Here is a 10531-nt window from a genome sequence, read left to right on the forward strand (position 1 = left end):
CTCTTCTCGTTTGCCTATCTGCCGGAGCAACTGCCGCTGCAGCGCAAGATCGCGGCTGATGATCTACCGAGCCAGCGGGAGCGAATCGTGATGCTGGAAGACGCGCAACGCCTGCTCTGCTCCGGCGGCTATGAGGCCATTGGCATGGATCACTACGCCCTGGCTGACGACAGCCTGGCCGCCGCGGCCCGAAGCGGCCGCTTGCACCGCAATTTCCAGGGCTACACCACCGGCGGCGAGCTGGAACTGCTGGGGGTAGGGCCCACGGCGATCAGCCAATTCCCCCACCTGTTCGCCCAGAACGAGCGTGATCTCAAGGCCTACAGCACGGCCCTGGCCGAAGGGCATCTACCCGTGGAACGAGGCTTGGTGGTGCGCGATCCGGAGGTGCTGGAGCGCCGTGAGCTGATTCGCCAGGTGATGTGCACATTCAGCGTCGAGCTTGAGCTCGAGCGCTATGCCCTCGAGTGGCAACAGCTTCAGGAGTTGGCCCGCGATGGGCTGGTGCACTTGAGTGAACACAGCGGCCGCGGACAGGCCACGGTGACCACCGAGGGCCGCTGGCTGATCCGCACGATTGCCGCGGTGCTGGATCTAGCGCAGCGGCAACGCGCCTCGGGCTCAAGACTGGTTTGATGGCGCTGCGGGCAGGCTGCTGAGGGCAGCCACCTGGTCGGGGCCGAGCAGAAGCTCTGCCTCCCCATCCGCCAAAACCAGCTTGAGATGCAGGGGCAACACCGCACTCGGGCGAGGCTGCAGGCCCTCCAGATCGAACTGAGCCGACTGGAGCGGCAATGGCGACTCGCCTGGCGCCACGAGCTCGGCACTGCGGTTGTCGAGCTGCCAGAGGCGGCCAAGGCCGTCATCGAGCTGCAAGGGCTCATGGTGATCCAGGGCCACTGCAGGTGTGCGGGCCGTGAGCCGCAGCCTCCAGCCCGGGGCGTAAGCGGGATCAGGCTGCGGGAACACCACCAGCCCCCAAGGCTCACCATCGCCATCGCGGAGATCCCAGCGCTGGATCTCCGCCGCCCCGGCGCCGGCTGGAAGGAGCACGAGAACAAAGGCCAGCAGGAGGCCCCAAAACATTTGAGCAGAAATACGCATGGCGAAGCCTCGCGCCTAGGAGTTCATAACGGTAGTGTAGTTACAGGAAGAGGGGATGACCTCCTTGGCTTCCGGTCCTGCACTCTTTGCAACCATGACCACAACCTCCTTGGCCCCTGCGCGTGGATCGCGCTGGCTGGCCTTCAGGGACTGGGTCACCAGCACCGACAACCGCCTCTACATCGGCTGGTTCGGCACCCTGATGATCCCCACCCTGCTCACAGCAGCCACCTGCTTCATCGTTGCCTTCATCGCTGCTCCACCCGTCGACATCGACGGCATCCGGGAGCCGATTACCGGCAGCTTGATGTATGGCAACAACATCATCACCGCTTCGGTCGTACCGAGCTCCAATGCCATCGGCCTGCACTTTTATCCCATCTGGGAAGCCACCAGCCTGGATGAGTGGCTCTACAACGGTGGCCCGTACCAGCTCATCATCTTCCACTTCCTGATCGGCATCTACGCCTATCTCGGACGTGAGTGGGAGCTGAGCTACCGCCTCGGCATGCGCCCCTGGATCGCGGTGGCCTACAGCGCTCCGGTTGGTGCAGCCACGGCCGTTCTGCTGGTGTACGCCATCGGCCAGGGTTCCTTCTCCGACCCCATGCCCCTCGGCATCTCCGGCACCTTCAATTTCATGCTGGTGCTCCAGGCTGAGCACAACGTGCTGATGCACCCCTTCCACATGCTCGGTGTAGCCGGTGTCTTCGGGGGCAGCCTCTTCTCTGCGATGCACGGCTCACTGGTCACCAGCTCGTTGGTGCGCGAAACCACCGAACAGGAATCCCAGAACAGAGGCTACAAATTTGGCCAGGAAGAGGAGACTTACAACATCGTGGCCGCCCACGGCTACTTCGGACGTCTCATCTTCCAGTACGCCTCGTTCAACAACAGCCGCAGCCTGCATTTCTTCCTCGCGGCTTGGCCTGTTGTCGGCATCTGGTTCGCCACGCTGGCGGTGATCAGCTTCTCGTTCAACGTCAACGGCTTCAACTTCAATCACTCCGTGCTCGATCACCAGGGCCGTGTGATCAACACCTGGGCCGACATCCTCAACCGCGGCGGCCTTGGTATTGAAGCCATGCACGAGCGCAACGCACACAACTTCCCGCTGGATCTAGCCGCTTCCAACATTCAGCCGGTGGCTCTCACAGCACCTGCGATCGGTTAGTGGGGCTTTGAACCCCGCCCAGCTGATCAGGGCATCGGGTCTTGGATCATCCAGGCCCTTTTTTGCTCTCAGCCTTCACACCCTCTGCCCCTCCCCCCTGCCACAAGCCATGAGCTTCATGCGGCAGCTACTCGCTGCTTTGATCGCAAGAGAGCCATGGCGATTGGCCAGGAAAACGGCTGGACGGTGCGCCAGGTGGCCAGCAAATACCGCAACCCCGATCATGCCCCCATCGGCGCCCAGGAGAGCGAGGTGATTGATCTCTTCTCCAGGCACCCCGAAATCAATGGGCTCTGGGAGCCAGCCACCGCTGAGCAGGGCGCAGGCGTGAACGACTACCGGCGAATCGATGTGCAGCCCAGCTGCCTGGTCTGCCATGGCAGCCGAGACAGCCGGCCAGCCTTTGTGAAAGATCAGTATCCTCAGGACAAAGCCTTCAACTTCAAGCCCGGAGACCTGCGCGGCATGTACGCCGTTTACATCCCTGAAGTTCAGGCTGCGCTGGCGGCACAGAGTCCTTCGGACTGAGCAACAGCAATCACAGCGAATCGTGGCCGCAAGCGAAAGCTCAGCCCGATTGGTCGTGCTAATCGGAACTACGCACACCGAGAGAGCGGCGGTAGCGCTGATTACACGCCAGCCAGTAACCCGGCTCACTCTCCAGCACGCGATGCAACACCGCATCGAGCCGGGGAGTGACGCCACGCCGGCTGCTGATCACCCGATTAATGGTGGTCATGCTCACGCCGCAGAGCAGCGCGAGCTTCGCCTGACTCCAGCCTCTGCGCTCGAGCTCAGCCCGGAGCAGCTCACCGGGCGAGGGCACACGCTCAGAGGCCAACCAGCTCAAACCAGAAACACCATTAGCTTTATAACACTTACGTGATCTGCAGTCAGTGCAATACAACAGGACCGGCTCGCCAGATCGCTCCTCGATCGACACCAGAGCGCGCCACTGGTATCGCAATCATGTTGTGCACAATCGCTAACGGCTGTGTCCTTTTCGCCCGCCGACAAGACCACCGATCCGGCCGACCTGCGCAGGAGCTATAGCCTCGCGGGCCTGCGCCGCCGCGATCTCCCCAGCGACCCCCTGGATCTGTTCCAGCGCTGGTTCAACGAGGCCCTGAATGCAGACATGCTGGAGCCGAACGCCATGGTGCTCAGCTGCTGCGCTGGCGATCAGCCCAGCAGCCGCACGGTGCTGCTCAAGGCGCTTGACGCCCACGGGCTTGTGTTCTTCACCAACACCCGCAGCCGCAAGGCACGCGAGATCGCGGCCAACGCCCGGGTGAGCCTGCTGTTTCCCTGGTATTCCCTCGAACGCCAACTGAGCATCGAAGGAACAGCCACACCGATCAGTGCCGCCGACGCCTTCGCCTACTTCCGCTCAAGGCCGCGGGGCTCCCAGATCGGAGCCTGGGTGTCGCAGCAGAGCCGGGTGATCAGCTCCCGCGCCCTGCTGGATGCGCAGTGGCAAGCCATGCAGGAGCGCTTCCGCCAGGGAGAGATCCCGCTGCCGCCGGCCTGGGGCGGCTATCGGGTGGAGCCCACACGCTTTGAGTTCTGGCAGGGACGGCCCAACCGCCTGCACGATCGCTTCTGCTACCAGCGCGACCCCAGCGGCCACCACACCAGCGCGCATGGCCCCTGGAACCTCGAGCGCCTCGCCCCTTAACCAGCAGCCACCATCCATAGCGTCAGACCAGATCAGATTGCAGCAGATCTGGTGGAACAGGTTTATCTTGCGAAGCACCCAGGGATCCAGCACACCCTCAGACGCACCAGCTTCAGCATGCGTGAGCTCCTCCAGACGGTTCGAGCAGGATTGCGGCAGCGCCTCCAGGTAGGCCTCGATGCGCTACCCGAGCCGGCTCCGTTTGTTTACGTGACCGCCATTGGCTCTGATGCCGGCCTCACCCGCTCACTGGCGGGGATCACCCTGATTTCGCGGGCGATGGGCTTCGATCGCGACGCCGAAACCCTCTACTCCAGCGACGCCTGCAGCGCCACGTATCACGCCCAACACAACTGCAAGCCCGTCGCCCTTGCCGTTGAGGTCTGCCCGCCGCGCCGAACCGTGTCGATCGCCGTGTCTGGCCACGACGACAGCGACACCTATGCCCTGTTTCTGGAGGCGGATACACGCCTGTTTGGAGCCTGCTGAGCGGGGGCTCTTAGAGGCTTCAGGCCGCCTTGAACTGCTTCAGCTGTGCTTCAAGCCGCTGCTTGAGGCGCCCCTGAACCAACGCACACAGCTCATCCACCAGATCCCCCTCCGCCTGCCAGATCGTGCGAGCCCCATCGCGCTCGCAGCGCACCAACCCAGCCCGTTGCAACTGACCCAGCTGCCGGCTGATGTGCGACTGAGAAAAGCCGGTGGCCTCGATCAGGGTGGCCACATCGATCGGCTCCTGCTTCAGATAGCAGAGCAACTGCAGCCTGGCCGGCTCGCTCAGGATCCGGAAGAACTGGCTGTACTCCTCAAGCAGCTGAGGAGACGGCATGGACCCCGCGGCAGCCATGACAATCACCTATGACGATAGAAGCATTATGCCCACATCACCCCCGATGGATCCACGCCGATTCTGGGACAGCCGCTACGCCGAAGCGGACTGGGCCTATGGCTGCGAGCCCAACGACTTCCTCCGCGATCAGGCACAGCAGCTGCAGGCCGGCGAGGCCCTCTGCCTGGCGGAGGGCCAGGGCCGCAATGCCGTGCATCTTGCAAGCCTCGGCCACCGCGTGACGGCCCAAGATCTCAGCCCGGTGGGCTTGGGCCGGGCCGAAAAGCTGGCGCAGCAGCGCGGCGCAACGATCGACTGCCTCTGCTGCGACCTCAGCGAGCTTCAACTCGAAGCGGAGAGCACCGACCTGGTGGTGGCGATCTGGATGCACCTGCCGCCAGACCTGCGCGCCCGGGTGCACGGCCAGGCGATGCGCGCTCTACGCCCGGGTGGACACCTGATCCTGGAGGCCTACACCCCACGCCAGCTGCGCTTCGGCACCGGTGGACCACCAACCGCGGAGCTGCTGATCGAACCCGATCAAGTGCGGGATGAATGGCAGGGCCTCGACTGGCTGGTGCTGCGGGAACAGGAACGCTGGATCGAAGAGGGGCCCTATCACCGCGGCCAAAGCGCCGTGGTACAGGCGTTTGGCCGCAAACCCCGCCGCGACTGAGCAGATCCACCCATTGCGGCAATGGGGCTATGCGTGTATCGTCATACCAGTGTGTGACCGTTCACTCATGTCTGCAACCACCGCCGCTGCACCCACCATCTCCCTCACCGCGGCGGCCGGCGGCAGCGCCCTGCTGTTCCGCCAGCTGTTTGATGCCGCCACCGGCACCTTCACCTACCTCCTGGCCGACGTGCCCAGCCGCCAGGGCGTGCTGATCGACTCGGTGTTCGAACAGCACAGTCGCGACCTCTCCCTGATCCATGAACTGGGGATCGAGCTGGTGGCCTCGATCGACACCCACGCCCACGCCGACCATGTGACCGGCAGCTGGCTGATGCATGAGGCCACCGGCTGTGCCATTGGCCTTGCCGCCGCCGCCCGCGCCGACAACGTGACCCGGCCCCTCAAGCACGGCGATCGCATTGCCTTCGGCAACCGGTTCGTGGAGGTGCGCAGCACCCCCGGCCACACCGATGGCTGCATCAGCTTCGTGCTCGACAACCACTCCATGGCCTTCACCGGCGATGCGCTGTTGGTGCGCGGCTGCGGCCGCTGCGACTTCCAGCAGGGCAACGCCCACACCCTCTGGCGCTCGATCACCGAGCAGATCTTCTCCCTGCCGGATGCCTGCCTGCTCTACCCCGGACACGACTACACCGGCCGCACCGTGTCGTCGGTGGCAGAGGAAAAAGCCTTCAACGCCCGCCTCGGCGGCACCGCCACCGAGCGCGACTTCGTGGGCCACATGGAAAACATGAAGCTCCCTCACCCCCACAAGATCGCCGAGGCTCTGCCCGGAAACATGCGTTCCGGCAAACCACGGCAGGCGGAAGCCCGCAGCGCCTGGGCCCCCGTGCAACGCAGCTATGCCGGACTGCCCGAGCTCTCACCCGCCTGGGTAGCCGCCCACCTGCCGGAGCTCACGATCCTGGATGTTCGCGCGCCGGAGGAGCTGCAGGGGCCTGATGGCTACATCAGCGGCAGCCTCAACATCCCCTTACCGGAACTGGAGCAGCGCCGCCAGGAGATCCCGAGCGGAAAGCCGGTGGTGGTGGTCTGCCACTCCGGCAGCCGTTCGGCCCTAGCCACGCAGCAACTACTCAAGGAGGGCATCGCCGACATCGCCAATCTGCGCGGCGGCTTGAGCCGTTGGAGCGATGAGGGCTACCCCCTGGCCGGCGCCGTTGCGCTCTGAGCACCGTCCTGTTTCTTCACCTCACTCTCGTTGCAATCCGATGACCACCAGCATTTCCGCCCAAGACCTCGCCGATCAACTGGCCAGCAAGCGCATCACGGTGATTGATGTGCGTGAACCAATGGAATACGCCAGCGGCCACATTGCCGGCAGCATGAACGTGCCCCTGAGCCGCCTACATCAGGCCGACCTCCCCCAGGGCCCCCTCGTGCTGGTGTGCCAGAGCGGCAACCGCAGCACCCAAGGCCTCAACCGCCTGCTCGATCGCGGCCAGCCCCATCCTGTGGTGGATCTGGCCGGCGGCCTGCCGAATTGGCAACAAGCCGGCTACCCGGTGCGCAAGCTCAAGAACGCGCCCCTGCCGCTGATGCGTCAGGTGCAGATCGCCGCAGGATCGCTGATCCTGCTGGGGCTGATCCTGAGCAACGTGGTGGCACCCGGCTGGATCGCCCTCACCTGGTTTGTGGGCGCTGGCCTCACCTTCGCTGGAGTGAGCGGCTTCTGCGGCATGGCACGGCTGCTGGCGGTGATGCCCTGGAACAAGGTGTCGATCTGATGGCCCTGAGCGCACTGCTCCTACTGGGCCTCGGCGGAGGCCTGATCGGCTTTCTGCTCTCGGTGCTCGGGGCTGGCGGATCGATCCTGCTGCTGCCCCTACTGGTGAGCGGCGCAGCGTTACCCACCCGAGAAGCCGTTCCCCTCTCCTTACTAGTGGTGATGCTGCTGGCCCTGGCCAACCTGGGGCCCTATGTGCGCCGCGGCCAGTTCGCCCTTCGCCCCGCCCTGATCCTGGGGGTGCCCGCCTTGGCCGGCAGCTGGCTGGGGGGCAGCTGGGTGAAGGCCGGCCTGATTCCGGAATCCGTGCAGCTGGGGGTGTTCACCGCCGCGGCCCTGGTGGCCTCGTGGCTACTCACCCGCAACTCCTCCCAAGCCGCAACCGTGAAAGCCAGGCCGGCACTCCTGGCCATTCAAGGGGTGCTCGTGGGCCTGCTCACCGGCATCGCGGGCGTGGGCGGTGGCTTTGCGATCGTGCCGGCCCTGGTGCTGTTGGCGGGATTGCCGATGCAGCTCGCCAGTGGGACCAGCCTGCTGCTGATTGCCGTGAATGCCCTGGTGGCCCTCGGCGCCCTCGGCCACTGGCCGGCCCAGAGCCTGCCGCTGATGCTGCCCCTGCTCGCCGGCGGTGCCCTGGGGGCCGTGGTCGGTCAACGCCTCGCGCCCCATCTCAGCGATCGCCGCCTGCGCCAAGGGTTCTCGATCCTGCTGATCGGCTCAGCCCTGATGAGCGGCCTGGAGGCCTGGAAGCGCCAGCCAGCCGCCGAGCGCGAGGAACAGGCCCATCAAACGGTGCCGCAACGTTCGGCTGCACGCCGCGACCCCCTCCTCTGATCCAAAACCATGAGCCAACGCACCTTCCGCTTCCGGCTGCGCAGCAGCCATCGCCCGCCCGAGCGCAGCACCACCGATCTCGTGGTGGAGTTCCTGAGCGACTCGGGCCTCTGGGAGCCGCAGCAGCTCAGCCTCTCCATGCCGGGCTTTCGGATCTATCTGATCTCGCTGCTGCTCTGCCAGCACTTCTATTTGGTGGCCAACGCTCGTGAAAAAGGAATCGCCCTGCAGCAGGTGCAGGCTGATTTCAAGGTGACGACCAGCACTGACTGGATCATCGACCACGTGGACGGTGATTTCCGCATCCGGCTCGACCACGACGCCAGCGCCAACGAAGAGGCGATCGCCTACATGCAAGAGCGCATGAAGCTGTGCCCGATCTCGAAAAACCTGCCGGACTCGGTTGGTAAAACCATCAACGTCACAACCATGGCTTAGGCCATGGAGAATCGAGCTGATCCGCTGCTGATCAGCCCATGTCTGAGCCCACCACGCAGCCCATCGAGCATTGCCCGCGCTTCCCTGAGCATTGTTCCCTGGAGTGCATGGAGCGGATGCGAGCCGAGTTCGGCAGCTACACGCTGAATGAGCCCCCCTTTGAAGAGTGGTGCCCAATGGCGAAGGCTTTGCGGCTGCAGGAGGAAGAGCGGCGGCGCTTTGAGGCCGAGCAGCTCAAGGCCCTGCACCACCGCGAATTCCCCGAGGATCCAGCGGATTAAGCCTCCGCTTGGCCCTCCGCCTCAGGCCGCCGCCAGCGGGGCTGATTCCACCAGAGCCGGAGCCAAGCGCAGGCAGCTGTCGCCGGCGGGAACCTCGATCAACTTGGCCTGGCGGATTTTGGAGATCATCCGGGTGGTGGTGACCCGGGTGGCACCGATCAGCTCACCGATGCGCTCGTGGGTGAGGCGGAACGGCAGATCACACCAGTCGCCGCAGCGGCGCCCCATGCGGCGCACCAACAGGCTGAGCAGAGCATGCAGGCGCTGCTCGGCGTTGCCGAGGTGGCGGATGCGCAGCAGCTGCAGCGTCCACTCATTCACAGGGTCGAAGCCAGCCTCGCCGGCAGGCACCGCTTCGGTGCTGAACAGCAGCGGCGTGAGGGCCTCCACGCATACCCCCTCACTGCAGAGCCGATCGGTGCGCAGTTGATCACCGGGCTGGAGGAAAGCCAGGGTCATGCCCTCCGTTTCCTCACAGGGGCAATACACACGGGCCATCCCTTCCAGCACTTCAATGCAGCTGCGCTCAGGGCGCAGGGCGGGATCGAGCAGCACGGTCTGTCCCACCGGCATGCGCACGGCGTTCACAGGGGACTCGGGGAGGAAACGAAAGCTCATGGACCCAGCCAAAGCAGGGGCTAATTGCGAATGCGTCGCAATGTAGAGAAGCGCGGCGCTTTTTGCAAGCGATTCTCAATAACAACTGGCAACTGCGAAGGGGCGGCTCTCTGCGGGCACGAAAAAGCCGCCTCGAGCAGGGGCCCGGGCGGCGAGTGGCGTGTTGCGCGGGGGCAAGCCCGCCAACAGCACGATGGATTACTTCCAGCCGTTGCGCGCCATCAGCTGCACGGCGGCCTTGTTCTTGGCGCCCATCTGCTCCGCCGACACACGGTCGGCCTTGAACGTGCCGAAGCGCTTGAGAATCGGGTTGTTGCCGTAGCCCTTCAGCGGATATTCGTTGTTGGCCTCGGCGTAGCCGCGGCCGCCGGTGGGAGAAGCCAGGAACTCAATCAGCTTCAGAGCCGCCTGGGGGTTTTTGGAGGTTTTCACCACCCCAGCCCCTGAGATGTTCACATGCGCCGGGTTGGTGAACACCACCTTCACCTTGCCCGCCATCGTCTTGTCGGCAGCGCCGTTGTCACCCGAGAGCATCCGAGCCAGGTAATAGGTGTTCACCAGGCCCACACCGCACTCGCCGTTAGCCACAGCGCGGATCAAGGGTGTATCGGAGGTGAAGTAGGGCTTGGTGACATTGGCGGTCATCCCCTTCACCCACTGCGCCGTGGCGGCATCGCCCCGCAGGATCATCTGATCCGCCACAAGCGACTGGTTGTACACGCTCTTGCTGTCGCGCAGGCAGAGCTTGCCCTTCAGGGCCGGATTGGCGAGGTCGGCGTAGGTGCGGATGCTGGCTGGGTTCACCAGCTTGGGGTTCACCACCGGCACCCGCACCCGGCGAGTCAGGCCATACCAACGGCCCTTGCTGTCGCGCAGATTCAGCGGCACATCCCGCATCAGCATGGCGGAGGGGCTGGGACGGAACAGGCCCATGTCGGAAGCCTTATCGAGCCGGGCTGCATCCACGAGCACCAGCACATCGGCCGGGCTGTTCTTGCCTTCAGTGCGAACACGTTCAATCAACGCATCGTCTTTGCCCTCCAGCAACTTCACTTTGATGCCGGTGCGGGCAGTGAACTGGCGGTAGAGCTCTTTATCGGTGTTGTAGTGACGCCCGGAGTACACGCCGATCTCCTGGCTCTGGGCCTG

15 protein-coding genes and 1 pseudogene are annotated in these 10531 nt (G+C 64.5%); 11 read left to right on the forward strand and 5 right to left on the reverse strand.

Annotated features, from left to right (window positions below):
* Positions 1-636: pseudogene (locus ACIQ2E_RS08260) on the forward strand (oxygen-independent coproporphyrinogen III oxidase); the annotation flags it as partial.
* Here ACIQ2E_RS08260 and ACIQ2E_RS08265 read toward each other — a convergent pair.
* Positions 622-1086 (reverse strand): DUF3122 domain-containing protein, encoded by a 465-nt coding sequence (locus ACIQ2E_RS08265; protein WP_398328800.1) that lies wholly within the window; start codon positions 1084-1086, stop codon positions 622-624. The pseudogene ACIQ2E_RS08260 and the gene ACIQ2E_RS08265 overlap by 15 nt on opposite strands.
* 112 nt (positions 1087-1198) lie before the next feature.
* Here ACIQ2E_RS08265 and psbA point away from each other — a divergent pair, with 112 nt between their 5' ends.
* The gene (gene psbA / locus ACIQ2E_RS08270) at positions 1199-2278 is read left to right on the forward strand and encodes a photosystem II q(b) protein (protein ID WP_398328802.1); all 1080 of its coding nucleotides are present in this window, start codon (positions 1199-1201) and stop codon (positions 2276-2278) included.
* A gap of 156 nt (positions 2279-2434) precedes the next feature.
* Entirely contained in the window at positions 2435-2806 is a 372-nt protein-coding gene (locus ACIQ2E_RS08275; RefSeq protein ID WP_398328805.1) for a DUF3365 domain-containing protein, read from the forward strand.
* Between the two features lie 58 nt (positions 2807-2864).
* On the opposite strand, the gene ACIQ2E_RS08280 is transcribed toward ACIQ2E_RS08275, so the two are convergent.
* Positions 2865-3119: a transcriptional regulator gene (locus ACIQ2E_RS08280; RefSeq protein ID WP_398328808.1), complete on the reverse strand. Its 255-nt coding sequence runs from the start codon at positions 3117-3119 to the stop codon at positions 2865-2867.
* A gap of 153 nt (positions 3120-3272) precedes the next feature.
* Here ACIQ2E_RS08280 and pdxH point away from each other — a divergent pair, with 153 nt between their 5' ends.
* Both pdxH and ACIQ2E_RS08290 read left to right on the forward strand, forming a co-directional pair.
* The gene (pdxH, locus tag ACIQ2E_RS08285) at positions 3273-3956 is read left to right on the forward strand and encodes a pyridoxamine 5'-phosphate oxidase (RefSeq protein WP_398328811.1); all 684 of its coding nucleotides are present in this window, start codon (positions 3273-3275) and stop codon (positions 3954-3956) included.
* Between the two features lie 117 nt (positions 3957-4073).
* Positions 4074-4445 carry a hypothetical protein gene (locus tag ACIQ2E_RS08290; RefSeq protein WP_398328814.1) on the forward strand — a complete coding sequence of 124 codons (372 nt, stop codon included), beginning with the start codon at positions 4074-4076 and terminating at the stop codon, positions 4443-4445.
* A gap of 19 nt (positions 4446-4464) precedes the next feature.
* Here the strand turns inward: ACIQ2E_RS08290 and ACIQ2E_RS08295 are convergent, their stop codons facing one another.
* The gene (locus ACIQ2E_RS08295) at positions 4465-4785 is read right to left on the reverse strand and encodes an ArsR/SmtB family transcription factor (protein ID WP_398328817.1); all 321 of its coding nucleotides are present in this window, start codon (positions 4783-4785) and stop codon (positions 4465-4467) included.
* A 46-nt stretch (positions 4786-4831) separates the two neighbouring features.
* Here ACIQ2E_RS08295 and ACIQ2E_RS08300 point away from each other — a divergent pair, with 46 nt between their 5' ends.
* The 6 genes from ACIQ2E_RS08300 (at position 4832) to ACIQ2E_RS08325 (ending at position 8764) form a co-directional block, all read left to right on the forward strand.
* Positions 4832-5461: a class I SAM-dependent methyltransferase gene (locus ACIQ2E_RS08300; protein WP_398328820.1), complete on the forward strand. Its 630-nt coding sequence runs from the start codon at positions 4832-4834 to the stop codon at positions 5459-5461.
* A 67-nt stretch (positions 5462-5528) separates the two neighbouring features.
* The gene (locus tag ACIQ2E_RS08305) at positions 5529-6656 is read left to right on the forward strand and encodes a rhodanese-like domain-containing protein (protein ID WP_398328823.1); all 1128 of its coding nucleotides are present in this window, start codon (positions 5529-5531) and stop codon (positions 6654-6656) included.
* Between the two features lie 40 nt (positions 6657-6696).
* Positions 6697-7212 carry a rhodanese-like domain-containing protein gene (locus ACIQ2E_RS08310; protein WP_398328826.1) on the forward strand — a complete coding sequence of 172 codons (516 nt, stop codon included), beginning with the start codon at positions 6697-6699 and terminating at the stop codon, positions 7210-7212.
* Positions 7212-8045, forward strand: coding sequence for a sulfite exporter TauE/SafE family protein (locus ACIQ2E_RS08315; RefSeq protein ID WP_398328829.1), 834 nt, complete (start codon positions 7212-7214; stop codon positions 8043-8045). Before ACIQ2E_RS08310 ends, ACIQ2E_RS08315 begins: the two co-directional genes overlap by 1 nt.
* 9 nt (positions 8046-8054) lie before the next feature.
* On the forward strand, positions 8055-8483 hold the full coding sequence (locus ACIQ2E_RS08320; RefSeq protein ID WP_398328832.1) for a hypothetical protein: 429 nt from the start codon (positions 8055-8057) through the stop codon (positions 8481-8483).
* 38 nt (positions 8484-8521) lie between these two features.
* Complete coding sequence (locus tag ACIQ2E_RS08325) at positions 8522-8764, forward strand: hypothetical protein (protein WP_398328835.1); 243 nt, start codon at positions 8522-8524, stop codon at positions 8762-8764.
* Between the two features lie 21 nt (positions 8765-8785).
* Here ACIQ2E_RS08325 and ACIQ2E_RS08330 read toward each other — a convergent pair whose 3' ends face one another.
* A complete protein-coding gene (locus ACIQ2E_RS08330) occupies positions 8786-9382 on the reverse strand; it encodes a Crp/Fnr family transcriptional regulator (RefSeq protein WP_398328838.1) in 597 nt (198 codons plus the stop codon).
* Between the two features lie 198 nt (positions 9383-9580).
* Positions 9581-10531: extracellular solute-binding protein (locus ACIQ2E_RS08335; protein WP_398328841.1), on the reverse strand; the 951-nt coding region annotated here is incomplete at its 5' end.

This window comes from Vulcanococcus sp., assembly GCF_044369115.1.
In the GTDB taxonomy this organism is placed as follows: domain Bacteria; phylum Cyanobacteriota; class Cyanobacteriia; order PCC-6307; family Cyanobiaceae; genus Vulcanococcus.

Bases quoted from the DNA above. Each gene is read 5' to 3' on its own strand.
- ACIQ2E_RS08330 (WP_398328838.1), bottom strand. From the start codon at position 9,382: ATGAGCTTTCGTTTCCTCCCCGAGTCCCCTGTGAACGCCGTGCGCATG.
- ACIQ2E_RS08315 (WP_398328829.1), top strand. From the start codon at position 7,212: ATGGCCCTGAGCGCACTGCTCCTACTGGGCCTCGGCGGAGGCCTGATC.
- ACIQ2E_RS08320 (WP_398328832.1), top strand. From the start codon at position 8,055: ATGAGCCAACGCACCTTCCGCTTCCGGCTGCGCAGCAGCCATCGCCCG.
- ACIQ2E_RS08305 (WP_398328823.1), top strand. From the start codon at position 5,529: ATGTCTGCAACCACCGCCGCTGCACCCACCATCTCCCTCACCGCGGCG.
- ACIQ2E_RS08325 (WP_398328835.1), top strand. From the start codon at position 8,522: ATGTCTGAGCCCACCACGCAGCCCATCGAGCATTGCCCGCGCTTCCCT.
- ACIQ2E_RS08295 (WP_398328817.1), bottom strand. From the start codon at position 4,785: ATGCCGTCTCCTCAGCTGCTTGAGGAGTACAGCCAGTTCTTCCGGATC.
- ACIQ2E_RS08310 (WP_398328826.1), top strand. From the start codon at position 6,697: ATGACCACCAGCATTTCCGCCCAAGACCTCGCCGATCAACTGGCCAGC.
- ACIQ2E_RS08300 (WP_398328820.1), top strand. From the start codon at position 4,832: ATGCCCACATCACCCCCGATGGATCCACGCCGATTCTGGGACAGCCGC.
- ACIQ2E_RS08290 (WP_398328814.1), top strand. From the start codon at position 4,074: ATGCGTGAGCTCCTCCAGACGGTTCGAGCAGGATTGCGGCAGCGCCTC.
- ACIQ2E_RS08265 (WP_398328800.1), bottom strand. From the start codon at position 1,086: ATGTTTTGGGGCCTCCTGCTGGCCTTTGTTCTCGTGCTCCTTCCAGCC.
- psbA (WP_398328802.1), top strand. From the start codon at position 1,199: ATGACCACAACCTCCTTGGCCCCTGCGCGTGGATCGCGCTGGCTGGCC.
- ACIQ2E_RS08275 (WP_398328805.1), top strand. From the start codon at position 2,435: ATGGCGATTGGCCAGGAAAACGGCTGGACGGTGCGCCAGGTGGCCAGC.